Origin of the sequence: Cryobacterium sp. BB736 (assembly GCF_014980265.1) — a bacterium.
Classification (GTDB): domain Bacteria; phylum Actinomycetota; class Actinomycetes; order Actinomycetales; family Microbacteriaceae; genus Terrimesophilobacter.
Genome location: NZ_JABXWQ010000003.1, coordinates 105,658 through 131,182 on the forward strand (window position 1 = coordinate 105,658; position 25,525 = coordinate 131,182).

The following is a 25,525-nucleotide window of genomic DNA, read 5'->3' on the forward strand; positions in this document are numbered from 1 at the left end:
AATGAGAAGGACTCTATGGTGACTCACATAGTGAGCGCAATACCGCAACGTGAGTTTTCTGGCAGCGCGCAGGAAGGAACGCCAATGGAACGAATGTCCCGGATGCGGCAGGGAAGTGGATTGCGCGAGTCTCCGACGCGCGAAAAACGGGTGGGCTGCGGGAGGCTAGTGCGCCGCTGCAGACCGCTTGGGGGACTCGGCTGATGCCTGCAGCATGGCAAGGGCCGCTGGTCGGGCCGCCAGGATGTGGCTCGTCATCACTGCGGCGACCAGTTCCGCGTCGCCCGCTGCTATGCCCCTGATGATGTCGCGGTGGTGCATCATGCTCCGCTCCAGGTCTTCGGTCTCGAAGCCCCGGAAGGTGCGGCCGACCATCGACACCGACGTCAGGGTATTGATCATGCTTTCCAGCAAGGTGCTCTTCGCCATCCCGACAACCGTCGCATGGAACTCGGCGTTGAGTCGCGCCAAATCGTCGAGGAAAGTCGCCGGGCGGCGGGCGAGAAGTTGCTCCATCTGCGTCTGGACTGCCTGGAGCTTCTCAACGTCTTCCGGATTCGAGTTCGCTGCCGCCAAACGCCCCGCGTGCGCCTGCAAGACTGCCCGGAGACCGTAGGACTCGTAGATCTGCTCCGCCGTCCACGCGCGAACCGTCGCCCCACGGTTCTGGGCGATCTCCACTAGTCCCTCGGCCGCCAGAGTACGAAGCGCCTCACGCACCGGTGTTCGACTGGTCCCGAACTCCAGGGCGAGCGCGCCCTCTCGCAGTTTCGTGCCCGGAGCGAGCGACCCATCCGAGATCCGCTCCAGGAGCGCGTGGTAGACGAGGCCATTAGCGTCGACGAACTCTGCCACTTGGGTTCCTCCACCTGTGCGCACGAATAGCTGCCCATACTGTAGTCGCTGCCTCGGCGGCAGCGACCTAGGGCCGCACCCTCGTGGGATGCGGCCCCATTGCCGCGGGTAAGCGGGTTAAACGGCCGTCCGGCCCAGCAGGTGTGCGTGCAGAGCGGCGTCGAACTTCTCCGGGTATTCGAGCTGCGGGGAGTGTCCGCAATTCTCGAGTTCGATCTCTGTCACGCTGCCGCCGGCGGCCTCGTATTCCATGAGTACGTTGCGAGTCTGTTGCTTCATCGGTTGCGCCGGAGCGACCTCTTCGCCCGGCCAGCCAGGGATCGCACCGAGCTGACCGAGGTAGTTCAGGTCGAAGTACGACGTGTCGGACACGATCGCGTCCTGGGTGCCGTGGATCCACAGCACGGGCGGCTTTACCGCGAGATCGACGATTCCGGTCGTGTTGAAGTACGTCGGCGCCATGGTGTTGAGCACGCCACGGTCGCCCGGAGCGAAGCCGGGCCAGTTCTCACTCGGGGTGGAGTTGCCTGGATAGTTTCCGTCGGCGACCTTCGTCGTGAGCATCGACTCGACCCACAGGTCCTCGTGGTCGCCCTGGTAGCCGGGTGCGACGTACGCGGAGCGGAACACCGAGCGCGGCGAAGTCTGCTCATCCGCAGTGCGGTCGCCGCTGTGCAGCCTCGCTTTGAAGTCGGGGTTCACTCCCCCGGCACCGGAACCTGCGGCATCCGGTGTCAGCAGCGACCCGTCAAGAGCGGTTGGCCCGAAACCGTACGGCGACACCGGCGCCTGCAGGGTGACGGTGCGCACGAGCTCGTTGTGGTCGAGCATGAGCTGCTGCACAACTCCGCCGCCCATGCTCCAGCCGACGAAATGCGCCGACTCGATGCCCAGCGCGCGGAGCACGGATGCGACGTCGTCGGAGTAATCGGCCAGCCCACGGGTCGCGTCAACCGCCAGCGTCTCGCTGTCGCCGAAACCACGCAGGTCGATGGCGATCGCCCGGTAGTTCGCAGGCAGGCGCAGCATGGTCGGCTGCCAGAACAGCGATGACGAGACGTTGCCGTGGATGAACACGACGGCCTCGGCGTTCGGGTCATCTCCGTCGCGTTCCAGGATGTTTGCGTTGAGCCGGTCGGTCTTCAGCGTGCGGGAACTGATCCCGTCGATCAGGGTAGCGGTCATGCAGCAAGTTCCTTCCCGATGGTGAGCGGCGGCTCAGTTGCCGCCCGCACCTCGTCCACGGTCACGCCGGGAGCGAGTTCCTGGAGCACGAGACCAGCGGGCGTCACGTCGATGACGGCCAGGTCCGTGATGATCCGGTCGACGACACCCCGGCCGGTGAGCGGAAGGGAGCACTCGTTCACGATCTTTGCCGAGCCGTCCTTCGCGACGTGCTCCATGAGCACGATGAGCTTGCCCGCGCCATGCACCAGATCCATCGCACCGCCGGGACCCTTGACCATCTTGCCCGGGATCATCCAGTTGGCGAGGTCGCCGTTGACCGACACCTGCATCGCACCGAGGATCGCGGCGTCGATCTTGCCGCCGCGGATCATGCCGAAGCTCATCGCTGAGTCGAAGAACGCGGTGCCGGGGAGGGTGGTGACGGTCTCCTTGCCTGCGTTGATCAGGTCGGGGTCGACCTTGTCCTCGGTCGGGTACGGTCCGACCCCGAGGATGCCGTTCTCCGATTGCAGCACGACGGTCAGGCCGTCCGGTACGTAGTTCGGGACCAGCGTCGGAAGGCCGATGCCCAGGTTGACGTAGGCGCCGTCCTCCAGTTCGAGTGCTGCCCGCGCCGCCATCTGCTCGCGTGTGAGTGCCATCAGTTGCCGCCCTTCTCGGTCACGGTGCGCCGTTCGATGCGCTTCTCGATGTCGCTTCCCACCTCGACTACCCGGTGCACGTAGATTCCCGGCAGGTGCACGGCATCTGGATCTAACTCGCCCGGCTCCACGAGTTCCTCGACCTGCGCGATGCAGATCTTGCCTGCCATCGCCGCCAGTGGTGAGAAGTTGCGCGCGGCCTTGTTGAAGACGAGGTTGCCGTGCCGGTCGCCCCTGAGCGCGTGCACGAGCGCGAAGTCGGTGGTGATCGCATCCTCGAGCACGAACTCCAGGTCGCGGCCGCGCACTGTGAAGGTGCGGACCTCCTTCTCGGGTGAGGCGATCTTGACGCCGCCGTCGCCGTCGTAGAGGCGCGGCAAGCCGCCCTCTGCGACCTGCGTGCCAACACCGGTCTGGGTGAAGAAGGCCGCGATCCCGGATCCGCCGGCGCGCAGCTTCTCGGCGAGAGTGCCCTGGGGGGTCAGCTCGAGCTCGAGTTCGCCGGACAGGAACTGCCGCTCGAACTCTTTGTTCTCGCCGACATACGACGAGGTCATCTTGCGGATGCGTCGGGCGGCGAGCAGGATGCCAAGGCCCCAGTCATCCACGCCGCAGTTGTTGCTGACGATCGAGAGGTCCTTCGAGCCCCGCTCGAGCAATGCCTCGATGAGGATCATCGGGTTGCCGCTCAGGCCGAACCCGCCGACGGCAATGCTGGCACCGTCGCCGATGTCGGCGACCGCTTCGGCCGGTGAGGCGACCCTCTTGTCGATTCCAGTCATTCAGACTCCCGCTTTCTTCTCAGCCCGGGCGAGCGCATCCTGAACCACAGCCGCGACTTCGCGGGCGCCCCTTCCTCCTAGCACGATCGTGTAGTGATTGACATCGTCGACCTCCAGCGTGGAGATCCGTGGGAAGCGCTCCGCCCAGCCTGCCACCTGCTCGCTCGTGTACAGCGGAGCCGCGTTCATGAGCCCGCGGGGTGCGCGAAGGAAGGTCGCGTCGTGGGTCATCCCGGTCAGCGCCGACATGACCGAGTCGCTGCCGGACAGCTCGGCGGAGTCCTCTGCGACCGCCTGGTAGCTGGTCGACGGGCGCAGCTCGGGTTCGCTGCCGTCCAGGTCGTAGTCGATGTAGTCGAGCACGACGTCGTTGAGGTCGTCGGCGAACGCCGGATGCTCTTTCCAGAACTCGACGTAGGCCGCCCGCGTCGGGAAGGTCATCGACAGCCGCTCCTGCGCAGGGCCGAGCACCGCCCGGGTGAAGTCGGCATCGGACATGCCCTCCGGCACGGTCAGCGGAAGACCGCCGTCGACCAGTACGAGCTCCGCGACTCGCTCCGGATGCCGGTGGGCGAACACCACGGACGCGAACCCGCCCATAGAGTGCCCGACGACAACCGGCCGCTCGACCCCGAATGCGTCGAGCACCGCAGCCAGGTCGTCGGCGTGTGATGGCATGCCGTACGGTCCCGGCAGCCGGTTGCTGCGGCCGCGGCCGCGCAGGTCCGGCGCGATGATGCGCACGCCGGGCAGCGCCTCGCTGAGGTACGGCCAGGTCATGTGGCTCGCCGTCACGCCGTGCACCGCGAGGATGGTCGGTCCCTCCTCCGGCCCCCAGCTGCCCACCGCGAGTTCTCCGCCGCGCACCGGGATCATGCGGGCGCGGTAGTCCGGCGCTGTCATCGGGAGCTCCATCCGCCGTCCATGGTGTACGAAGCACCGGTGACCATCTGGGCGGTGTCGCCGGACAGCCAGCGCACGAGGTCGGCAACCTCGGTGGGCTCGAGGAGTCGCTTGATGGCGCTTTCGGTGAGCATGATCTTCTCGACCACTTCGGACTCCAGGATGCCATGCACGCGCGCCTGGTCGGCGATCTGCTTCTCGACCAGCGGGGTGCGCACGTAACCCGGGTTCACGCAGTTGCTCGTGACGCCGTGCGGCCCACCCTCGAGGGCGGTCACCTTGGAGAGACCCTCCAGGCCGTGCTTGGCCGCGACGTAGGCGGACTTGAAGGCGGATGCGCGCAGGCCGTGCACGGAGGAGATGTTGATGACCCTGCCCCAGCCGCGCTCGTACATCTTCGGCAGCGCTGCCCGGATGAGCAGGAACGGCGATTCCAGCATGAGCCGCATGATCAGGTTGAACCGGGCGGGGTCGAAGTCCTCGATGGGGCTGACGTGCTGGATTCCGGCGTTGTTGACGAGCACGTCGATGTCGAGGTCGAGGTCAGCGAGGGCGGGCGTGTCGCTCAGGTCGACCTGCCATGCCTCGCCACCCACCTCCGCTGCGACCCTGGCAGCCGCATCGCCGTCGAGGTCGGCGACGATGACGTGGGCTCCCGCCTGGGCGAGCGAGTGCACGCACGCGGCGCCGATGCCGCTCGCACCGCCCGTGACGAGGGCCCTTCGGCCGGTCAGGTCCGTCATGCTTGTCCCTTTCTCTGCTCGGGGGCGCCGAGGCCCCGCTGGATGAAGCTCATCATCTCCTCGAACACGTGGTCCGGGACCCGCGAGGTGCCGCTCGCGGTGGGGTCGTTGTCGGCGCCGGCGGCTCCGTCCTCGCCCCAGAGCACCCACCGCATGCCGACCATCTCGCCGATGCCCATCAGGATCCAGGCGACGACGGCCGGGTCAACATCGCCGATCTCTCCGTGGTCCTTCGCTTCGCGCAGGCCCTCGATGTAGCCGTCGACGATCCGCGTGTAGTGCATGCGCAGCGCCTTCGGCGACACCGATTCCGCTTCACGCACGATGCGGTACAGCGCGGGGTGCTCTGCGGTGAACTGGAAGAAGCCGTGGTAGCCGGCGCGCTCGGCTTCGAGTCGGGTCGGTGCCCCCTCCATCGCGTCGCGCATCGCATGCCTGACCCTGCGGTTGAGGTCCTCGACCAGCTCGTCGAAGATCTCCAGCTTGCTGCCGAAGTAGAGGTAGAACGTGCCTTGGGCCACGCCGGCGGCTTCGGTGATGCGCACGATCGATGCCTCGTGGTAGCCGCACTCGGAGAACACCTTCTCGGCTGCGACGAGCAGCTTGGAGCGGGTCCTGTTGCCCCTCTCGGTGCGTGGCGCGTCAGTCATCGCGGCCCGCCGCTCGTGTGCTCGCTCGCCTGCTCGGCCAGGTACGCATCGACCAGCGCGCGGCGCAGCACCTTGTTGCCACTCGAGCGTGGGATGGACGCCACGAACCGGATGCGCTTGGGCACCTTGTAGGCGGCCAGGTCGCGACCGCAGAACGCCAGCAGGTCCTGTTCGTCGGTTGCATAACCCGGCCGGACGACCACGTGCGCGATCCCCACTTCGCCCCACCGGGTATCCGGGACACCGACGACCGCGACATCGGCGACCGCCTGATGGCCGGCAAGGACACTCTCGACCTCGGCGGGCGAGATGCTCTCGCCACCGGAGATGAAGATGTCGGAGATTCGATCGACGACCTGGTAATACCCATCGGAGTCGCGGCGAACCAGGTCGCCGGTGTGCAGCCAGCCGCCGTGCAGCGCGCGAGCGGTGCTCTCCGGATCGCGGAAGTAGCCGGGGAAGACGCTGGGGCCTGTGACGAGCAGCTCCCCTGTGGCCTCGCCGTCGAGGATCTCGCCGGTGATCGCATCCGCCACGGCGACCTCGACGTGCGGGTATGGCTTGCCCGCGAGTCCGATCTTGGTGCGGGCGTCCTCGTCCGGCAGGCACAGCACGTTCGGGCTCGCCTCGGTCAGGCCGTAGCCCTGTGTCAGTGCGACGCCACGCGAGTGCCAGGTGCGCAGCAGCGGTTCCGGCATCGGCGCCCCGCCGACGACAGCGTGCCTGAGGCTGGAGAAGTCGGTGCCCCGGAAGGACGGGTGCTCGGCGAGGAACAGGTAGTTCGCGGGGACACCCATCATGGTGGTGATCCTGCGGTCCTGGATGAGCTGGAGGACCCGCCCGGGGTCGAAGGTGCGCTCGAGCACGACCGTCGCGCCGACCCACCAGGCGAGCAGCGGCTGAACGTTCCAGCCGCCAACGTGGTACTGGGGCATGACCGCGAGCACCGTGTCGCGGCTGGTGATCTCGACGGTGCGCGAGAACGCGAGGTTGGTCCAGAAGCAGTTGGCATGCGTGAGGATGGCGCCTCTGGCCGGTCCCTGCGTTCCGGACGTGAAGATGATGAGCAGGCCGTCGTCGTCGCGCACCGCGCGCTGTTCTGGAAGCTCGGCCGGGTTGCTGCGCACAGGGTGCGGGACGCTCGCCTCGATTCCGCTGCCGCCGAGGGCCTCGACGGCCGGCTGCGTGACGAGCCGCTTGGTTGTCGCCGCCGCGAGGGTGCGGAACTCTTCCTCGACCAGCAGCAGAGCCGGGTCGGCGATCTCCAACTGCTGGGCGAGTTCGCGAGGGGACAGCCGCCAGGACAGCGGCGCCAGGATGATGCCGGCCTTCGCGCACGCGAAGAACAGCACGACATGGTCGGCGCTGTTGCCGGTGATCGTCGCGATGCGGTCGCCGACGCCGTACCCGCGCTCGAGCAGGGCGGCCGCGAGGTTGCTCGCGCGCTCGTCAAGGTCGCGGTAGGTCACGACAACGCCGCGATCGTCTACCGCCACCCGGTCCGGCGTCGCGACCGCACGGTCACGGGTCCACCGGCCGAGCGTGTGCAGCCCGTCGTTCACACGACCTCCTCCAGGACATCCCTCTCAGCCCGGACATTCGACCGTCCCCGCGTGACGCGCTTCGCCAGTCCGGCGATGCCGCCCGGCAGGAACAGAACGACCAGGATGAACAACGTTCCCAGAATGAAGAGGGGTTCCGAAAGGGGGATGCGAAGGAAGTCCGGAAGACCTGCGATCGCCTCCGAGCCGGCAAGCACGGTGAGTCGCTGGTCCAGCAGCGTGTAGACGACACCGCCGATGACGGCGCCCCAGCGGTAGCCGACGCCGCCGAGCACGACGATGACGAGCAGAGTCAGGGTGAAGTCGGCGGTGATGATCTTCTGCGTCGCGCTCGACTGCAGCAGCAGGTAGGCCATGCCGACGATGGTGGCGAGCACCCCAGCAACGATGAACGTGAGCAGCTTCACGAAGTACGGCCGGATGCCGATGACGCGAACACGCAGCTCGTTCTCGCGCGTCGCCGCGACGACGTGGCCCGCACGGGACTTCTCGAACCAGCTGGTCACGAGGAACACGAGCACCAGCACTGCGAGGCAGACCCAATACAGGTTGCGCGTGTTGAGCACGCCAACGAGTGCATCCGGGATGTGCGTCGTGTCGAGTGCGAGTCCCTCGTCGCCACCGGTCCAATCGGCGTTGCGGCGCACGAGCACCGAGCCCGCCTGCGCGAACGCGAGGGTGACCATGGCGAACCCGATCCCGGTGACCCGCAGGCTGACCGCGCCGACGACGCCTGCTATCAGGAGGCCGACGACCAGCGTGATCACGATCGCCGGGATGAGCTCCATCTCGAACCGGCGCAGCACGATCCCGAGGCCGTAGGCGCCGGCCGCGAAGTACAGCGCATGGCCGAACGAGAGCAGCCCGGCGACACCGAAGATCAGGTGGTAGCTGAGCGCGAGACCGGCGATCAGCATCGTGAACGCGAGGAGCTGCAGCGTGCCGGGCGTGTAGGTAGCGCCAGGCAGCACGCCGGGGATGCTGAGGTTCAGCATGGGCAGCAGCGCGAGGAAGCCGACGAGCAGCGCCCCGAGCACCCACTTGACGGCCGGGCGGGTGAGGAAGTCCATCACCGAAGGCTTGTTCGTTGTCTGCGTTGCGTTGCTCATGCCTTGCTCCCGAGAAGTCCGGACGGGCGGAGGAGCAGCACTGCCGCGAGCAGCAGCACGACCACGAGGTCACCGATGCCCCAGTGGTAGTTCGCGAACTGCTGCAGCACCGCGACCACTGCCGAGGCGATCGCAGCGCCGCTGAGCGAGCCGAGACCGCCGATGACGGTGACGATGAACGCGAAGATCAGCAGCGAACCGCCGATGTACGGCGACACATACCCGTTGTAGTGCGAGGCCAGCACGCCGCCGATTCCGGCTGCGGCGCCACCGATGGCGAACACGAGCGTGAACGCCGAGCGAACGTCGATGCCGAGCGCCGTCACCATGGAGCGGTTCTCCACGCCGGCGCGGATGATGAGCCCGAAGCGCGTGAACTTCAGGAATAGCACGATGGCGATGAGCACGATGACTGCTGCCGCGATGTACAGGAAGCGGTCGTTCGGGATGGATGCACCGAGGACGTTGGTCTGGCCGCCCATCCACGCCGGCGCGGTGAGGTAGATGGGGTCCTGCCCCCAGATGCCCTCGAACAGCGCGACGGTTGCCAGTGCGAGACCGACCGTCACGAGCACTTGCTCGATCAGTCTCTCGTACAGCTTTCGAATCAGCAGCAGCTCGGTCAGGACTGCGAAGATCGCGCCGACCGCTGCGCCAACCAGCAGCGAGAGCAGGAAGGTCCCCCAGCTGTCGGCCCCGAAGCGGCGGGCGAACTCCCAGCCGGCGAACGCGCCGAGGGTCAGGAACGACCCATGCGCGAAGTTCAGCACGTCCATCAGCCCGTAGATCAGGGAGAGCCCGGATGCGACGAGGAAGTACAGTGCACCGAGCCCGAGCCCGGTGATGAGCAGCAGCACTATGGTGCTCATGCGCGCTCCTCCTGAGCGCTGGTCGCGCTCGCTACGCTCGGCGCCGGGTGGCTGTCGCCACCGCTCACTCCGAGGAATCGGTGAATGAGTGTCTCGTCATCGAGAAGGGTCTTCGCCTTGCCCGTGTAGACCACACGGCCTCCATCGAGCACGATGACGTCCTCGGCGAGTTGGCGCACCACCTGCAGGTTCTGCTCGACCAGCAGGATGGGGACGGTCTTCGCTGCCTCGGCGAGCGCATCCGCGACCTGGGAGACGATGATCGGCGCGAGCCCCTTGGTCGGCTCATCGACGAGCAGCAGCCGGTTCTCGTTGATCAGCGCGCGACCGAGCGACAGCATCTGCTGCTGGCCGCCGGAAAGCGTTCCTGCCTTCTGGGCCGCCCGCTCGACGAGGTCCGGAAACAGGTTGTCAACCAGCTCGCGGCGTGGCTTGCTGGTGCGCTCGGCGAGACGCAGGTTCTCCGCGACGCTCAGCTTGCTGAACACCTCGCGGTCCTCTGGGACATAGCCGATGCCACGCTGCACGATCTTGTGGGTGCGCAGCCGTTCGATCCGCTCGCCGGCAAACGTCAGTTCGCCCTTGCGCTCGATCAGGCCGAGGATCCCCTTGATGGTGCTGGTCTTGCCGACACCGTTGCGACCGAGCAGGGCCGTGACGCCGGTCGCCGGAACGTCGAAGCTGACGTCCTCGACGACCTGCTGCCCGGCGACCTTGGCGCTGAGACCCAGAACGGTGAGGATCGAGTCGGATGGTGCTGGGGCGTTCACACGCTCTCCCCGAGGTAGGCGCTCTGCACTGCCGGGTTGGCCATCACGGCCTCCGGAGTGTCAACGACGAGCAGTTGTCCATGGTGCATGACGGCGACACGGTCGACCAGACCGAGGACGACCTCGATGTGGTGTTCGACCATGAGGACCGTGCGTCCGTGCCCGCGGTGCAGGTTGCGGATGACTTCGGTGAGCCCGGGAACGTCACCGGATGCGACGCCCGCCATCGGCTCGTCGAGCAGGATGACGCTGGGCTCAGTAGCCAGCAGCATCGCGATCTCGAGCTTGCGCTTGTCGCCGTGGGAGAGCACGCCGGCGTCGGTTGTCGCATGGTGCGCGAGTCCGACTTCCTCGAGCTTCTCCTCGGCGATCGTTGTTGCCTGGTCGCCGTTCCGGGGGAACCGGGTCAGCGACAGGCTGCCGCCGAGCTTGGCCTGTGCCGCGAGGCGGACGTTCTCCAGGGCCGACAGTCCGTTGAACAGGCTGGAGGTCTGGAAGGTGCGACCGAGACCAGCCCGTGCTCTCGTGAAGATCTGGTCCTTGCTCACGTCCTTGCCCTCGAGGCGGATGGTGCCGCCTGTCGGGTTCAGGACGCCTGAGATCAGGTTGAACAAGGTGGTCTTACCGGCCCCGTTGGGACCGATAACACCCAGCATCTCGCCTTGCGCCACCGACAGGTTCACATCCGTGAGGATGCGTGCGCCGCCGATCTGAAGGCTCAGATCCTGTACTTCGAGCACGGGCTGGTTGGTCGTCATGTTTGGTGCTTGTCGCTTACGGCTCGACGGTCTTGGCGTCGACGACCTTGATCAGCTCGGGGACGTAGGTGCCGCCCTGTGCCTTGAGTCGCGCCTGGAACATCGGCTGGATGACGGCGTGGTCCGCGGCACGGATGGTGAGCTCACCCTTAACCGAGTCGAAGGTCCAGCCCTCGAGCGATGCGATCATCTCGTCGACGTCGTCTCCGCCACCCTCGCTGATCGCTCGCACGATCATCTGCGCGGCGACGAAGCCATCCGGTGAGAAGAGGTCGGCGACGTGGCCGTTCTTCTCCAGGTGCTCGATCATGAACTTCTCGGCGTCAGTGCCCGCAGCGCCACCGAAGTAGTGGTTGAGGAAGCTGATCTTCTCGCTCGCGGGGCCGTAGGCGCCGAAGGTGGAGACGTCGCCGAGACCGGTGACGACCGGGAAGTTGTCGAACACGCCCTGCTGCGAGAGCGCCTCCCACATTGCGGCGGAGGTTGCGCCCGCCCACGCGACGAACACGAGGTCCGGCTTCACGTCGTTGATCTTCTGGGCGAAGGGCGTGAACTCGGTGGCGTCCTCGGGAACGAGCTCGCTCACGACGGTCGCGCCCTGCCCGCCGAGCACTGCGGTGACGCCGGCGAAGTTGCCCTGGCCGAACGCGGTGTCCTGCGCGAAGACGAGGACCGTCTTGCCCTTGACGTCGCCCGCGAAGGTACCCGCGGTGGAGATGTCCTGGATGGTCTGGCGGCCCGAGCGGAAGGTGTAGTCGTTGACGCCGGTGATGGCGTCGGCTGCGGCGGGGCCGGAGATGTACAGGATCTTGTTCTGCTCGGCCTGCTCGGCGAGCGCGAGTGCGATACCGGATGCCGCGGTGCCGGCGATGATCTTGTAGCCGTCGCCGATGAAGTTCTTGGCCGCGGTCACGGCCTTGTCGGTGTCGCCTGCATCGTCCGCGTGGGTGATGTTGATCTCGCGGCCGTCAACCTTTCCGGTGCCGTCGGTCGCGTAGTCGAGGCCGGCCTCGAAACCGTTCAGGTAGGCCTGGCCGTAAAGGGCGAGCGGACCGGTCTCGGAGGTGATGACCGCAACGTTGACCGGTGCGAGGTCCTCTCCGTTGGTGCCGGGCTCAGGGGTGGACGTCGACGGTGCGCATCCGGCTAGGGCCAGACCCGCGACGGCCAGGATGGCCGGTGCCAGGTACTTCTTTGTTACCCGCATGTGAATGCCTTTCGTGCTGTTGGTGACGTGGGGTTCGTCCGCCAATATGACAGACGATTCAGGTCTCAGCAAAGTAGTACCATTCGAAGTAGAGTGTCAAGCAGACACACGGGCACCGCGCCGTATCACCTTAAACGGCGCGAACGAGCAATGGAGCCGCAACCTATGACCACACGCGATGTCGTCATCCTCGCCGGAGCACGCACCCCACAAGGGAAGATGAACGGCGCACTGTCCTCTCTCTCCGCCGTCGAGCTCGGCACCATCGCGCTTAAAGGTGCCATCGAGCGCTCCGGGGTCGACGTCAGCGCGATCGACGCCGTCATCATGGGCAACGTGCTCACCGCGGGCCTCGGCCAGGGTCCCGCTCGCCAGGCCGCGATACACGCGGGCATCGGCTGGAACGTCCCCGCCACCACCATCAACAAGATCTGCCTCTCCGGGCTCGCCGCGATCATCGACGGTGCTCGGCTCATCCGCGCTGGCGAGGCCGAGGTGGTTGCGGTCGGCGGGCAGGAATCCATGTCCAACGCGCCCCACGTGCTGCCCGGCTCGCGCCGCGGCTGGTCCTACGGCAACACCTCGGTAGTCGACACCACGGCGCACGACGGGCTGACGGATGCGTTCGACCGCGAGTCGATGGGCACCTCCACCGAGAAGCACAACCCGTCGCTCAGCATCAGCCGCGAAGACCAGGACGAGGTCGCCGCCGCATCCCACCAGCGGGCCGCCGCTGCGACAGGCCTGATCGCCGAGGAGATCGTGCCCGTCACCATCAAGGGCCGCAAGGGCGACACTGTCGTCGACACCGACGAGGGCGTGCGCCCCGACTCCACACCCGAGTCACTTTCAGGGCTGCGCCCGGCGTTCACCGAGGGTGGCACCATCACCGCGGGCAACTCCTCCCCCATCTCCGACGGTGCTGCCGCGGTCATCCTCGCCAGCCGCGAGTACGCCGAGGCGAACAACCTCGACTACCTCGCCGTCATCGGAGCCCCAGGCCAGGTCGCCGGCCCGGACAACTCGCTGCACGCGCAACCAGCGCACGCGATCACCGCGGCGCTCGAGCGCCAGGGCTGGTCAACCGCGGATCTCGACTTCATCGAGATCAACGAGGCGTTCGCCGCGGTGTCCCTGCACTCGGCGCGCGCGCTCGGCGTGAGCCTCGACAACGTGAACATCCACGGCGGTGCGATCGCGATCGGGCACCCGATCGGCGCATCCGGTGCCCGCCTCGCGCTGCACGCGGCCTACGAACTCAAGCGTCGCGGCTCGGGCAAGGCCGCGGTGGCGCTGTGCGGCGGTGGCGGTCAGGGCGAGGCCCTGCTGCTCTCCCTGTGACCACCTCCTAGAGCAGGGAGATCGGCTTCACGATGTCGGCGTAGATCAGCAGGAGGCTCATGCCGCCGAGCAGGATCACGACGCCGAAGGTGATCGGGATGAACCTGGCCGCGTCGAACGGGCCGGGGTCGCGGCGTCCGAACAGCTTCGCGAAGAAGCGGCGGATGCCCTCCCACACTGCGCCGGCGATGTGTCCGCCATCGAGGGGCATCAGCGGCACGAGGTTGAAGACCAGCAGCGCGACGTTGACGGATGCGACCAAGCCGATCAGGTAGGCGGCGCGGTCGGCGATCGGGATGGTGTTGATGCTCGTGACCTCACCGGCGATCCGCCCGACGCCGACGACGCTCATCGGCCCGTTCGGGTCACGCTCCTCGGGACCGAATGCCGCGTTGGCGACGTCGACGAGTCGCTGCGGGAGGTTCAGGATGATGCCCGTGACGGCGGTGATGTTGTCACCCACCGCGGGAAGCACGGCACTCGGCGGTTGCGGCACGGCCTTGTAGGCGGCGGTGATGCCGAGCATCCCGACCTGCTCGGTGAGCAGCTCCCCATCGCTTCCGGTGGCGACCTCGCCGTTATCGTCGAAGACGTAACGCTCCGTGAGCGCCGGAGTTGCAACCACGTCGATGTTCTTGCCGTCGCGCTTGACGACGATGTCGATGGGTTCGCCAGCCGACTTCTGGATGATCGCGGTGCTGTCCTGCCAGCTGCTGATGGCCTGGCCATCGACGGACACCAGAGTGTCGCCGGGGAGGATGCCGGCCGCGGCCGCCGGAGCCGCCTGATCGCTCGGTGCGCAGTCGCGCTGTTCCGCCGATGCGGGGATCAGGCACTCGCTGACACTTCCTACGGTGGTGGACACCTGTTGCACGCCGAAGCCGCACAGCACGACGGCGAAGAGCGCAACCGCGATGAGGAGGTTCATGAACGGCCCGCCGGCCATGATGATGATCCGCTTCCACACGGGCAGGCGGTAGAAGGTGCGGTGCTCCTGGCCCTCGGGCACGGTCTCCGCGTTCGCGGTGCGCGCATCCTGAACCATCGACTGGAAGAAGCCGGTACTCGAAGTGCGTGCCTTCTCGCCCGGTTTAGCCGGGGGGTACATGCCCGCCATCGAGACGTACCCGCCGAGCGGGATCGCCTTGACGCCGTACTCGGTCTCCCCCTTGCGCTTCGACCACAACGTCGGCCCGAAACCGATCATGTACTGGGAAACGCGTACCCCGAACAGCTTCGCCGGCAGGAGGTGGCCGATTTCGTGCAACGCGATCGACAGCGCCAGCCCGAGCGCGATGATAACCACGCCCACCACATACAGAAGCACCGTTTCCACCGATTCAGGATACTCGCCGACAACTTCAGGAGTCTTCAGGGTTGCTCGATAACATGACTCCTGCCCTGCAGAGAGAACGATCGTCCTCCCCCCGAAAGAGAGAACGTGCCAGCCGACCTAGGAACTGAACAACCGATCGGATCCGTCCTCGCCGGGCGTTTCCGGACCGAGTCGTTGCTCGGTCGTGGCGGGATGGCATCCGTCTACCTCGCGTTCGACGAGGCGCTCGGCCGTCAGGTGGCCGTCAAACTGTACCGATCCGACGTCACCCAAGAGGACGAACTGGAGCGGCAGCAGCACGAGGTGCGCACTCTCGCGGCACTGAATCATCCCGCACTCGTCACTCTCTTCGACGCAGGCACCGACGAGTCGACTGGAACGTCATTTCTCGTCATGGAGTACGTGCCTGGCGACGACCTTCGCGCGAGGCTCTCAGCCGGACCGGTCTCCCCTGTCGAGGTCGCGGTCATCGGCTGGCAACTCGCCGACGCGCTCGCCTACATCCACGCGAACGGTGTCGTGCACCGCGACATCAAACCGGGCAACATCCTCCTCACCGATCGCGGAGACGACGAGTCCGGACCGCATGCCAAGCTCGCCGACTTCGGCATCGCCCGCCTCGTCGACGGCGGTCGCATCACCGCGACAGGCACCGTGCTGGGTACCGCGAGCTACTTCAGCCCGGAGCAGGCGCTCGGCGGCGCGATCACGCCGGCAAGCGATGTGTACGCATTCGGGCTGGTGCTGCTCGAGTGCCTGACGGGCGAACGCGCGTTCCCCGGTTCTGCGATGGAGTCGATGATGGCCCGGGTGAACTCGGACGTCGCCATCCCCGACTCGGTGCCGGACGGATGGGCGGCCCTGATTCGGCGGATGACCGCGCGCGAGCCAGACCAGCGTCCGAGCGCACGCGACGTGTCGCTTGAGATCGCCGCACTGCCAGAGCCGTACGAGCAGACGATGCGCTACCCGGTGCTAGAACGCGAGACGTCCGACACGCAGACGACGGCCCCCGTAGTAAACCATCAGCCGACTACCGCGCCGAAAGCTGTTGGCGTGACTGCCGTGGCAAACGCTGAACCGCCCGCAAGCCACTCCTGGTTGCGGGCCTTAGGGGCCAAGCGAGTCGCGCTCATCGCAGGCATCCTCACGGCGCTCGTGCTCGCGGTCGTTGTCGCGCTGACCATCATCCCGACGCTCAATCCTGAGCCGCCAGCGGCACCGGACTATCCGGTCGTCGAGGGGCCGCTCGGCACCCACCTCGAACAACTGCAGAGGACGGTGGCACCGTGATGACCCGTACGCGCGCCTGTGTCGCGGCCGTCGTGCTGTCGGCGGGCGTCGTGCTGTCTGGATGTGCCCAGGCGCCCAGCTTCGATCCGGATGCGGCAGCGAGGTTCCAGGAGAGTGTGCTCGAAGTGAGTACGGCTGCGTCGACCGCCGAATTCGACGCCGCACTCCAGAAGGTCGCCGAACTGGAGGTGGAGGTGAAGGACGCGCTTGCGCGCGGGCTGATCACCCCCGAACGCTATGACAGCATCCTCGCCGCGATCGCGCTCGTCCGAGCCGACCTGGAGGCCGCGATTGCAGCGCAACAGCCGGCTCCTCCCCCGCCTGAGCCACCGGCGTCGAACGAGGGCGGAAATGACAACAACGGGAACAACGGCAACAACGGCAACAAGGACAAAGAGAAAGACAAGAACAAGGACAATAAGGGCAACAACGGGAACGGCAAGGGCAACAAGGGCAACGACGACGACGACGACTGACGTGCCCGATCAGTCCATCAGGCGGCGCAGGTCGTCGACAACGAGACCCATCCGCTCCTCCCGCTCCCGCAGATAGTCGTCGTCGACGACCACGACCTGGCGATCGAGGGAGTCGATCACCGCTTTGGAGATGTCGCCCCAGGCATCCTTTCGCGCGCTCTCGATCAGGCCGAGCAGGTGATCTCGGTCGTCGATGAGTCGGCGCAGCTCCTCGGATAGCGCACGGAGCACTGTCGCGCGCAGCCGAAGGTTAGACGCGTCAGCTTGCCGGTAGTCGTGCGCGTGGGTCGCCTTGCCCCTGCGCCCTCTGAGCTGCCGGATTTGAGCGTCGAGGCGATCGCCGGCCTCGTCGAATTCGCGAGCCAACCCGCCCAGCGCGGCCTTCGCCTCCGGCAGATATTGTTCAGGGTCGAACCGCCGGTCGCCCGTGAGGGCCCGGATGATGACGGCATTCTTGACCTTCATCCTGCTCGCGTAGTCGGCGAGCTTCCGACCATCGGCGATGGCCTCTTCGACCGGCGTCGGTGTCAGCGTCCCACCACCCGTTCGGCTTCGGATCGCGCCCAGCGTTCCGCGTCCAGGACGCCGGCAAGCGATGGCTCGCCCGGCTCGTGCGCGTCCACGACGCGACTCACCGTGTCGACAATGTCGAGGAATCCGATCCTGCCCTCATGGAACGCGTCTACCGCCACCTCGTTGGCGGCGTTGAACACGGCCGGGTAGGTTCCACCGGCGCGCCCCACACGTTTCGCGAGGTCTACCGCAGGGAACACCTCCGAGTCGAGCGGCTCAAAGGTCCACTGCTGTGCGCGGGTCCAGTCGAGCGGCGCGCCCACCCCGGGCACGCGGTGCGGCCAGTCGAGCGCGAGCGAGATCGGCAGGCGCATGTCGGGTGGGCTGGCCTGTGCGATGGTCGATCCGTCGACGAACTCGATCATCGAGTGGACGATCGACTGCGGATGCACAACCACGTCGATGGCGTCGTACGGCACATCGAACAGCAGGTGCGCCTCGATGACCTCCAGCCCCTTGTTGACGAGCGTCGCGGAATTGGTGGTGACCACCCGTCCCATGTCCCACGTGGGGTGGGCGAGCGCATCCGCCGGCTTCACTTCGCGTAGCGAGTCTCGGGACCTGCCCCGGAATGGACCCCCGGAAGCTGTGAGCACCAGCCTGCGGATCTCTTCGTGGGTTCCGGCCATCAGCGCCTGCGCGATGGCGGAGTGCTCCGAATCGACCGGCACCAGTTGGCCCGGCGCTGCGGCATCCTTCACCAGGGACCCGCCCACGATGAGGCTCTCCTTGTTGGCAAGGGCGAGCACCGCACCGGTCTCGAGCACAGCGAGCGTCGGTCCGAGCCCGACCGAGCCGGTGATGCCGTTCACGACGACGTCTGCTTCGACGGTGCGGACGAGCTGAGCCGCCTCGTCGGCGCCGAGAGCGACGTGTTCGACCGAGAAGTGTTCTGCCTGGCGCGCCACCGCGTCGCGGTTCGATCCGGCACCGAGGCCGACCACCTCGAACCGGTCGCGATTCGCGGCCACGACCTCGAGCGCCTGGACGCCGATGGACCCAGTCGAACCGAGGACGATGACCCTACGCACGAGGTTCAGTCTTCCATGTGCGCGCTCGGGTCGTGGCTAGCCGACGACCTCGAGGATGTCGATCACGAAGACAAGAGTCTGACCACCGAGTTCGTGGGCATCGGGGTCCTCACCGTAGGCGAGCCCCGGTGGGATCACCGCGATCACTTGCGAACCGACGGTCTGCCCTGCGATCGCCTGGCTGAAGCCCGGAACGACCTGCGCGAGCGAGAAGGTGGCGGCACCGCGACCCCAGCTCTGGTCGAAGATCTCACCGGTCGCCCAGTTCACGCCCTGGTACTGGACGCGCACGGTTGCACCTTCAGGCACTGTCTCGCCGTCGCCGAGCTTGAGGACCGCGATCTGCAAGTCGGATGGCGGGTCACCCTTCGGCACCGTGACATTCGGGGTGCCGTCTTCCTCGAGTTGGACGGTCGGGAAGCCGGGCTCTTCGGGCTGGTCCTCACCCCAAGCCTTGTCCGGCTTGATCTCGATGACGTCGATGACGAAGACGAGCGAGTCCTCACCGTTGATCGTGAAGCCCTCCGTCTCGAGGCCCTGATCACCGAAGCCCTCGCTCGGCGGGATGACCGACACCACGCGGGAGCCCTCCGCCACGCAGCTGATGGACTTCACCAGGCCGGGCAGGAGGGTGGAGGGATCGGCCGTGAAGGCGATCGGGCCCTCTTCGCCGTAGCCGTAGGTCTCGAAGAGCTCGCCGGTCTCGCCGTTGTACGCGGAGTACGCGACATTCGCGGTGCCCTTGAACGGCAACTCGTCGCCGTCACCATCGATCACGATGGTGCGTTCGGTCTCAGACACGGTGAGTCCGCCGTCGAATTCGACCTCGGGAGCTGACCCGATTTCACCGGTCACCGTGATGGCGTCAGAGGCATCTCCGGATGTCGTCGCGCAGTAGTCGATCTCGGAAGCCGGGTTCTCGGTCGCCTCGGGCTCGGACGGTGAGCAGGCCGCGAGAGCAACCACCATGGAACCGGCGATCGCGAACGTGGCGACGAACTTGGGGAGTGTCTTGGGCAAGAAATCGCTTCCGGTCTCGGGGTGGCACTGCAGGTCAAGTCTTGCCCACTGCCCCTTTGTGGAAGCTGTGCGAAGAACTCCGAAGAGCCTAATCGTTACGACGATGCGATGATCGTCGGCTCGTGCTTCACCGGGAAGTTGACCGAGTTGGCGATGAAGCACAAACGGTTCGCCTCGTGGTGCGCATCCGTGGCCTCTGCGAGCTGGCTCTCATCGGCGATTGTGACGCGGGGCCGGAGGGTGACGCTGCTGAACTGCCCGCTGCCGTCGGGGTTCGAGGTCATGGTGCCGACGGCGTCGTCCTGGTAATCGGTGACGACGATGCCGCGATTCACCGCAACGTGCAGGTAACTGAGCATGTGGCATTGCGAGAGCGCGGTCAGCAACAGCTCTTCGGGGTTCCAGCGGTCTCGATCACCGTGGAAGGTGCGATCGGCGGACCCATCAATGTCGTGCTTGCCCTCCGCGGTGACGACGTTCTGGCGGCCGTACTCGCGGTAGCCGCTCGTGCCGGTTCCCCGGTTGCCGGTCCAGCGCACTCGCACCTCATAGTGGTGTTCGTGATGCATGTCCTGAACGGTACACGGGTCCGCCGATAGGCTCGAACAATGGCACGCGAGAGCAACCGGCACCCCCTAGATGCGACCGGAATCGTTGAGCTAGCGGTCGTCGAGCGCGGTGGCATGATCGAGTCGCGGCACCTCGGGGCGGCGGTGGTTGTCGACGCCGGCGGTGCAGTGCTGAATTCGCTGGGGAATCCGGATGCGCTGGTATACCCGCGCTCATCCCTCAAGCCGCTGCAGGCGCTCACCGTATTGGAGTGCGGTGTCGACCTTGACGATGAGGAACTTGTCCTCGCTACCGCGAGCCATTCGGGAACCGAACAGCATGTCGCGGTCGTGCGGCGGATGCTGGAGTCGGTAGGCCTGGGCGAGGATGCGCTGCATTGTCCGCCCGACTGGCCGCTGGATTCCGCCGCGCAGGCTCACGCCCGGGTCGGCGGTGAGCGACGCCGGGTAACAATGAACTGTTCCGGCAAGCACGCGTCATTCCTTATGGCGTGTGTTGCCAATGGCTGGTCGATCGATGACTACCTCGACCCGCTGCATCCGTTGCAATTGCGGGTGCACGAGACTGTCGAGCGTTTCGCGGGTGAGCCGATTGGCCACAGTGCCACGGATGGCTGTGGAGCTCCGGTGTTCGCGCTCAGCCTGACCGGGCTGGCTCGCGGGATCTCCCATGTCGGCATGGGGGCCGACGAGCGCACCGCGCGGCTGACCTCGGCGATTCGGCGTCACCCGTGGGCGATCGCAGGCGAGGGCACACCCAACACGGTGGTGATCCGGGAGCTCGGACTTGTCGCGAAGGTCGGCGCAGAGGGCGTCATGGTGATGGCCGCGTCGGACGGCACCGCGGTGGCGGTGAAGTGTGTCGACGGCAGTTCACGTGCGACGACGCTCGTTGCGCTGGAGTTGCTTGCCCGGGCAGGTGTTGTGGGCAGAGATGATGCGGATCGCGTGATCGCCCTCACCACCGAGCGCGTGCTGGGCGGCGGGGAGCCGGTGGGCGGTATTCGCGCGGCGTTCTAGCGCCGCCAGCTGTCTCGGTAGTCGAGACCCTACTGGCATACCGGTGGTCGAGCTTGTCGAGACCCCGGGATCTCGACAAGCTCGACCACCGAAGAACTCGATCACCGAGGGGCGTCAGTTCCAGCGGGCGGGGTGGTCGGTGGCGGTGACCCCGTTGGGGCTGGTCCACTCCAGCAGGCCGGGCGCGACCTGTCTCACGGTCCAGGCGCCGATCGATTTCAGGGTGTGGTAGCCGCGGCATAGGTTGGCCAGGTTGTCGATGGCGGTCTTCCCGTCGTGCTGCCACTCCTTGGTGTGGTCCAGGTCGGTGCGCCACGGGGATGCGTTGCAGCTGGGGAATCGGCAGCGTCCGTCTCGCCAGCGCAGGTAGCGGCGCATCTTCGCCGACGGCCGGTAACTGTCTACCGCCACCGTCATCCCGGACACCGGGTGGGTGATCAACCGCACCAATTGGTCCGCGTCCGCCGCCAGCCGTCTGGCGGTGTCCATGTCGATCGGACCCCGCCCCACCATCGACGCCGGTCCGGCCGTCTCGTCGCCGGCCAGCGCGAGCGCCGGGATCACAATGGCGACCTCGGCGCGGATGCCGACCCCGGCCCGGTGCGGGGCATCCGGATCGCCGTTCGGCTGCCCGGTGAGCAGCAGCTCGGTGAGGAGGTCGGCGCGGAGTTGGTCTCTGGTGCGCGGGTCGCCGGTGTCGGCCACCGCCTTGGCCTGCTTGGTGAGCCGGTCCCAGATCCCCTCGGCGAACACCGTGGGCAGCATCGCGCTCAACTGGGACATGCCGTCACCGCACTCGGTCACCCACACCCGGCATTCCTCGCGGGCCTTCTTGTGCCGCTCCTCGAACGGGATCGCGCCCAGTCGGGCGGCGGTCAGCTGCGCGAACCGGTCCAACCGGCCCGGGGTCACCTCCACCGCCCGCTCCAACACCACCTGCTCATACTCGGCGCGGGCTTCCGGGGTGCCCAGGTTCATCCCGCGGTCCATGATCACCCGGGTGTGGCCGAAGCCGATCGCCCCGGCCTGCAACGCCTCCAACGTCTGCGGGAAGTGATGCACCAGCTTCTGGGCGGTGCACACCCGCGCATCCACCGTGCGGTCGGCCAGCCGCAGCAACACCGCCAGCTCGGACACCAGACTCCGGCCGGCCATCTCTCGATCCGCGTTGGATGCGCCACCCTCGGCATCCGCCATGTCGGCCAGTTCCGCCAGCACCCGCTGCTGCTTCGCCAGCAACCGGTCCTGCCCGTACTGCAGCTCCAGCACATCATCCATCAGCGACCGGCGATGCCGCTCCTCACCCTCGAAGCCGGCAGTGAATCGGTCCGCCTCCGCCGCAAAAATGTAGGGGTCCTCGAACGGACCACACACCGCCAGATACGCCTCTTCGATGTCCGCGGCGCGATCTCGACCCAGCCACGCCTCCCAGTCCTCGTAAGCCCTGGCATAACGCTCCGCCGGCTCCGGATAGGGGGTCGTGGTCTTCATAGTTCCACTGAACAACCAGCCACCGACATTACGAACCCTCCGGCGGCAGGGGTGTGGATAACTCTTCCCAACCGGGTCTCGACAGGCTCGACCACCGAGATGGACACCCATGCCGACGCTGGTTTCGAGACGATCGCTCCGCGATCCCGGGACCAGGGAGAAGCTAGAGGTTCAGGGCGTCTGGGCCTTCTCGCAGCAGGATCGCGAACTGCTCGGCGTCGATGATCCGCAGGCCGAGCTCCTCGGCCTTGGTCAGCTTCGAACCCGCGCCGGGGCCGGCCGCGACGAAGTCGGTCTTCTTGGACACGCTCGACGCCGCCTTGCCTCCGGCCGCGATGATGGCCTCCTGCGCTTCCTCACGCGAGAACCCCTCGAGCGACCCGGTGGCCACGACCGTCAGTCCAGCGAGCGGACCGCCTGCCGTGGCCGCCGCACCCGGCCCGGGATGCCCCGGCGTCACCAGTTCTACGCCCGCCGCCGCCCAACGCTCGACGATCTCCACGTGCCAGTCGACCGCGAACCACTCCTTCACGGCATCGGCGATGATGCCGCCAACCCCCTCTACCGATGCGAGCTCGTCGCGCGAGGCGTCGCGGACCGCGTCGAGTGAGCCGAAGTACTGGGCCAGCGCGCGCGCCGCGACAGGTCCGACGTGCCGGATGCTGAGCGCAACGAGCTTTCGCCACAGCTCCTTGGTCTTGGCCTTCTCGAGTTGGTCGATCAGCTCGTACGCCGACTTGGACGGCACGAATCCCTCATCACCGGCGAACTCCGCGGCATCCGGATCGAATGGCGCATCGCCCTTCTTCCGCTGCCTGCGGAACGGGGCGACCTCCTTAGGCGAACCGTCCTCCTCAAGCCTGATCAGGCCAGTCTCGCTGTCGCGCACCTGCACCCGGATGGGGAACAGGTCAGCGACGGTCAGGTCGAACAGGCCCGCCTCAGTGGGCAGCGGCGGCTCCGCCGGCACGAGCGGCTGCGTCAGCGCGGCGGCGCTCACCTCACCGAGCCCCTCGATATCCAGCGCGCCACGGCTGCCGATGTGCTCGACACGCCCGCGCACCTGCGCGGGGCAGCTTCGCGAGTTCGGGCAGCGGAGGTCGACGTCGCCCTCCTTGGCCGGGGCGAGCGGGGTGCCGCACTCCGGGCATCCGGTCGGCATCACGAATTCGCGTTCGTTCCCGTCGCGCAGTTCGACGACCGGCCCAAGCACCTCGGGGATCACGTCGCCGGCCTTGCGCAGCACCACCGTGTCGCCGATCAGCACTCCCTTAGCCTTGACGACATCCTGGTTGTGCAGAGTCGCCTGCCGCACGGTCGACCCGGCGACGCGCACGGGCTCCATGACCGCGAACGGTGTCGCCCGCCCGGTGCGGCCGACGCTGACGACGATGTCGAGGAGCTTCGTGTTCACCTGCTCGGGCGGGTATTTGAAGGCGATCGCCCAACGCGGCGCCCGGCTGGTCGACCCGAGCTCATCGTGCAGGGCGAGCTCGTCGACCTTCACGACCACACCGTCGATCTCGTGTTCCACGCTGTCGCGGTGCTCGCCGTAATGCTCGATGTAGGCGGCCGCGTCGGCCGCGCTCGAGGTCACCGTGAAGTGCGTGCTCGTCGGCAGCCCCCAGCCGGCCAGCAGCGCGTACACCTCGGATTGCGACGCCACTGGCGGGTTCGGCCACGCGCCGATGCCGTGCACAAGCATCCGGAGCCTGCTGAGCCTCTCATGCATCAGCGTGAGCGCCGCGCCCGTCTTTCCTTCTTCTTTCTGTCGCAGGCTTCCGGATGCCGCGTTTCTGGGGTTCGCGAAGACGCGCTCCCCCGCTGCGGCCTGCTGCTCGTTCAGCTCGCGGAAACTCTCGACGGGGAAGAACACCTCGCCGCGCACTTCGACCAGTGGCGGATGACCCTCTCCGGCGAGCCGTTGCGGGATGCCGTTCAGGTACTGCACGTTCTGGGTGACGTCCTCGCCGACGACGCCGTCGCCGCGCGTTGCCGCGTTCACCAGGCGCCCGTGCTCATACCGGAGGTTCAGTGCGAGTCCGTCGATCTTCAGCTCGCACAGGTAGTTGCCCGCGCGGCCGGCGGATTTCTCGACCCGCGCGGCCCACGCGAGGAACTCGTCGAGCGAGAAGACGTTGTCCAGACTCAGCATGCGCTCGGCGTGCTTCACCGGTGCGAACAGGGTCGTCTCGGCGCGGCCGCCGACGGTCTGCGTTGGACTGTCCTGCCCCTGCAGCTCTGGAAAGTGGTGCTCGAGCTCTTCCAGCCGGTGCATCAGCGAGTCGTAGGTCGCGTCGTCGACGAGCACCTCGTCGCGCTCGTAGTAGGCGTCGCGCAGTTCGAGGATGCGCGCGGTCAGCGCATTCGCTTCGGCTCTCGCGCGGTCCAGGTCGATGGGAGTCTGCTCGCGAACAATCTCGGTGTCGGCCACCCGCTCAGTTTAGGCGCGGCCACCGACCGTCCCTGCTGTCAGAACGCCCCACAGGGCTTAGGAACAAGAACCGCGCTCGCTCAGCGCGGCTCTCGAGAGCACCTGGTTCTGGGCGCTCATTTTGATCAGCAGTTCGTTGCCCGACACCTCGGCGGAGTCCAGGCTGATCGCGGCCGGCAGCACACCTGCGACACAGAATGACCGCGTCTGCAAAAGGTTCTCGGCGATGCTGCCGAACTGCTTCTTCAGTTCCTCGGCCGTTGTTTGCTGCCCGCCGATCTCGATGCTGGATGGGGTGAAGCCGAGCCAGCCTTCGGATGCGTACGGTTCGATTCCGACGCCGGCGGATGCCGTGAAGCCAGGCACCTTGATGCCGAAGAACTCCATCGTCGGCGTGGAGAATTCGGTGCCGATCAGGATCTCCGGCTCGGCGAACCGGACATTGTTGACGACTGCCGCAGTGAGGAGTCCGGACAGGCGTTGGATGTTCTCCTCGCCAACGCTCACGGTCGCATCCACGCTCTGAACCGGAAGGTCGGTGTCGACCGGGATGCCGGTCGCGTTCAGCACGAGGTCGCCGGACAGGTCGCCGACGCCGACGTTGTCGACTCTCACCGTCGCCGAGTCGATCGTTCCGCTGAGCGCCTGCAGGATGACGGAGAACCCGTGCACCTCGACCGACACCGGATGGCTGTCCGGCAGTGAGAAGACCTGCCGCACCTTGTCGCCGACAAGGTCGGCAACCCGGCCGCGCGCCCACAACTCGGCCACCACAGCGGCCCCGGCAACGAGCACCACGACGATGAGCACCGTGATCAGCACGGCGCGTCCGGCCCCGCGACGCCGGGGCGGGTCAGCCAGCGGCACGAGTGGCACGGTGGCGTTCGCATCCGACATCCGGTTT

At 66.9% G+C, this 25,525-nt stretch carries 25 protein-coding genes; 4 read left to right on the top strand and 21 right to left on the bottom strand.

The genetic code is table 11. The features are described from left to right. Nucleotides 1–165 precede the first annotated feature (165 nt). From IRG63_RS08670 to IRG63_RS08730, 13 genes are all read right to left on the bottom strand, one after another. A complete protein-coding gene (locus IRG63_RS08670) occupies nt 166–855 on the bottom strand; it encodes a GntR family transcriptional regulator (protein WP_193509882.1) in 690 nt (229 codons plus the stop codon). Between the two features lie 117 nt (nt 856–972). Then, entirely contained in the window at nt 973–2,040 is a 1,068-nt protein-coding gene (locus IRG63_RS08675) for an alpha/beta hydrolase (RefSeq protein WP_168626699.1), read from the bottom strand. After that, nucleotides 2,037–2,684, bottom strand: a complete 648-nt coding sequence (locus IRG63_RS08680; protein ID WP_193509883.1) for a CoA transferase subunit B — start codon at nt 2,682–2,684, stop codon at nt 2,037–2,039. Before IRG63_RS08680 ends, IRG63_RS08675 begins: the two co-directional genes overlap by 4 nt. Next, entirely contained in the window at nt 2,684–3,466 is a 783-nt protein-coding gene (locus IRG63_RS08685; protein WP_193509885.1) for a CoA transferase subunit A, read from the bottom strand. Before IRG63_RS08685 ends, IRG63_RS08680 begins: the two co-directional genes overlap by 1 nt. Further along, nucleotides 3,467–4,369: an alpha/beta hydrolase gene (locus IRG63_RS08690; RefSeq protein ID WP_227411979.1), complete on the bottom strand. Its 903-nt coding sequence runs from the start codon at nt 4,367–4,369 to the stop codon at nt 3,467–3,469. It abuts the gene before it with no gap. Continuing rightward, nucleotides 4,366–5,112 (bottom strand): 3-hydroxybutyrate dehydrogenase, encoded by a 747-nt coding sequence (locus tag IRG63_RS08695; RefSeq protein WP_193509887.1) that lies wholly within the window; start codon nt 5,110–5,112, stop codon nt 4,366–4,368. Before IRG63_RS08695 ends, IRG63_RS08690 begins: the two co-directional genes overlap by 4 nt. After that, nucleotides 5,109–5,762, bottom strand: a complete 654-nt coding sequence (locus tag IRG63_RS08700; RefSeq protein ID WP_168626695.1) for a TetR/AcrR family transcriptional regulator — start codon at nt 5,760–5,762, stop codon at nt 5,109–5,111. Before IRG63_RS08700 ends, IRG63_RS08695 begins: the two co-directional genes overlap by 4 nt. Continuing rightward, on the bottom strand, nt 5,759–7,324 hold the full coding sequence (locus tag IRG63_RS08705) for an AMP-binding protein (RefSeq protein ID WP_193509889.1): 1,566 nt from the start codon (nt 7,322–7,324) through the stop codon (nt 5,759–5,761). The genes IRG63_RS08700 and IRG63_RS08705 overlap by 4 nt, the downstream gene beginning before the upstream one ends. Then, entirely contained in the window at nt 7,321–8,394 is a 1,074-nt protein-coding gene (locus IRG63_RS08710; protein WP_193509968.1) for a branched-chain amino acid ABC transporter permease, read from the bottom strand. Before IRG63_RS08710 ends, IRG63_RS08705 begins: the two co-directional genes overlap by 4 nt. Nucleotides 8,395–8,429: 35 nt before the next feature. Further along, complete coding sequence (locus IRG63_RS08715; protein ID WP_168626693.1) at nt 8,430–9,302, bottom strand: branched-chain amino acid ABC transporter permease; 873 nt, start codon at nt 9,300–9,302, stop codon at nt 8,430–8,432. Continuing rightward, nucleotides 9,299–10,072, bottom strand: a complete 774-nt coding sequence (locus IRG63_RS08720; protein ID WP_193509890.1) for an ABC transporter ATP-binding protein — start codon at nt 10,070–10,072, stop codon at nt 9,299–9,301. Before IRG63_RS08720 ends, IRG63_RS08715 begins: the two co-directional genes overlap by 4 nt. Beyond that, nucleotides 10,069–10,830 carry an ABC transporter ATP-binding protein gene (locus tag IRG63_RS08725; RefSeq protein WP_168626691.1) on the bottom strand — a complete coding sequence of 254 codons (762 nt, stop codon included), beginning with the start codon at nt 10,828–10,830 and terminating at the stop codon, nt 10,069–10,071. The genes IRG63_RS08720 and IRG63_RS08725 overlap by 4 nt, the downstream gene beginning before the upstream one ends. Nucleotides 10,831–10,846: 16 nt before the next feature. Continuing rightward, nucleotides 10,847–12,037: a substrate-binding domain-containing protein gene (locus tag IRG63_RS08730; protein WP_168626690.1), complete on the bottom strand. Its 1,191-nt coding sequence runs from the start codon at nt 12,035–12,037 to the stop codon at nt 10,847–10,849. A 165-nt stretch (nt 12,038–12,202) separates the two neighbouring features. Between IRG63_RS08730 and IRG63_RS08735 the strand changes: the two genes are divergently transcribed. Further along, entirely contained in the window at nt 12,203–13,378 is a 1,176-nt protein-coding gene (locus IRG63_RS08735) for an acetyl-CoA C-acetyltransferase (protein WP_168626689.1), read from the top strand. 7 nt (nt 13,379–13,385) lie between these two features. Here the strand turns inward: IRG63_RS08735 and IRG63_RS08740 are convergent, their stop codons facing one another. Next, nucleotides 13,386–14,714: a site-2 protease family protein gene (locus tag IRG63_RS08740; protein ID WP_193509891.1), complete on the bottom strand. Its 1,329-nt coding sequence runs from the start codon at nt 14,712–14,714 to the stop codon at nt 13,386–13,388. 105 nt (nt 14,715–14,819) lie between these two features. On the opposite strand from IRG63_RS08740, the gene IRG63_RS08745 reads away from it, so the two are divergent. Beyond that, complete coding sequence (locus IRG63_RS08745) at nt 14,820–16,007, top strand: serine/threonine-protein kinase (RefSeq protein ID WP_349236151.1); 1,188 nt, start codon at nt 14,820–14,822, stop codon at nt 16,005–16,007. Beyond that, the gene (locus IRG63_RS08750; protein ID WP_193509892.1) at nt 16,007–16,483 is read left to right on the top strand and encodes a hypothetical protein; all 477 of its coding nucleotides are present in this window, start codon (nt 16,007–16,009) and stop codon (nt 16,481–16,483) included. The genes IRG63_RS08745 and IRG63_RS08750 overlap by 1 nt, the downstream gene beginning before the upstream one ends. 9 nt (nt 16,484–16,492) lie before the next feature. Here the strand turns inward: IRG63_RS08750 and IRG63_RS08755 are convergent, their stop codons facing one another. From IRG63_RS08755 to IRG63_RS08770, 4 genes are all read right to left on the bottom strand, one after another. Beyond that, complete coding sequence (locus IRG63_RS08755; RefSeq protein ID WP_193509893.1) at nt 16,493–16,948, bottom strand: hypothetical protein; 456 nt, start codon at nt 16,946–16,948, stop codon at nt 16,493–16,495. Nucleotides 16,949–17,010: 62 nt separating this feature from the next. Beyond that, nucleotides 17,011–18,087, bottom strand: a complete 1,077-nt coding sequence (gene dxr, locus IRG63_RS08760; RefSeq protein WP_193509894.1) for a 1-deoxy-D-xylulose-5-phosphate reductoisomerase — start codon at nt 18,085–18,087, stop codon at nt 17,011–17,013. Between the two features lie 36 nt (nt 18,088–18,123). Beyond that, a complete protein-coding gene (locus tag IRG63_RS08765; RefSeq protein WP_193509895.1) occupies nt 18,124–19,107 on the bottom strand; it encodes an FKBP-type peptidyl-prolyl cis-trans isomerase in 984 nt (327 codons plus the stop codon). Between the two features lie 95 nt (nt 19,108–19,202). Then, entirely contained in the window at nt 19,203–19,676 is a 474-nt protein-coding gene (locus IRG63_RS08770) for an OsmC family protein (protein ID WP_193509896.1), read from the bottom strand. A gap of 39 nt (nt 19,677–19,715) precedes the next feature. On the opposite strand from IRG63_RS08770, the gene IRG63_RS08775 reads away from it, so the two are divergent. Beyond that, the gene (locus IRG63_RS08775; protein WP_168626682.1) at nt 19,716–20,696 is read left to right on the top strand and encodes an asparaginase; all 981 of its coding nucleotides are present in this window, start codon (nt 19,716–19,718) and stop codon (nt 20,694–20,696) included. Between the two features lie 114 nt (nt 20,697–20,810). Here the strand turns inward: IRG63_RS08775 and IRG63_RS08780 are convergent, their stop codons facing one another. The 3 genes from IRG63_RS08780 to IRG63_RS08790 all read right to left on the bottom strand — a co-directional run bounded on the left by IRG63_RS08780 (nt 20,811) and on the right by IRG63_RS08790 (nt 25,518). Then, complete coding sequence (locus IRG63_RS08780; protein WP_193509897.1) at nt 20,811–22,187, bottom strand: HNH endonuclease signature motif containing protein; 1,377 nt, start codon at nt 22,185–22,187, stop codon at nt 20,811–20,813. Nucleotides 22,188–22,350: 163 nt separating this feature from the next. Then, a complete protein-coding gene (gene ligA / locus IRG63_RS08785) occupies nt 22,351–24,621 on the bottom strand; it encodes an NAD-dependent DNA ligase LigA (RefSeq protein ID WP_370566216.1) in 2,271 nt (756 codons plus the stop codon). 57 nt (nt 24,622–24,678) lie between these two features. After that, nucleotides 24,679–25,518 carry a DUF2993 domain-containing protein gene (locus IRG63_RS08790; RefSeq protein WP_168626680.1) on the bottom strand — a complete coding sequence of 280 codons (840 nt, stop codon included), beginning with the start codon at nt 25,516–25,518 and terminating at the stop codon, nt 24,679–24,681. Nucleotides 25,519–25,525 lie beyond the last annotated feature (7 nt).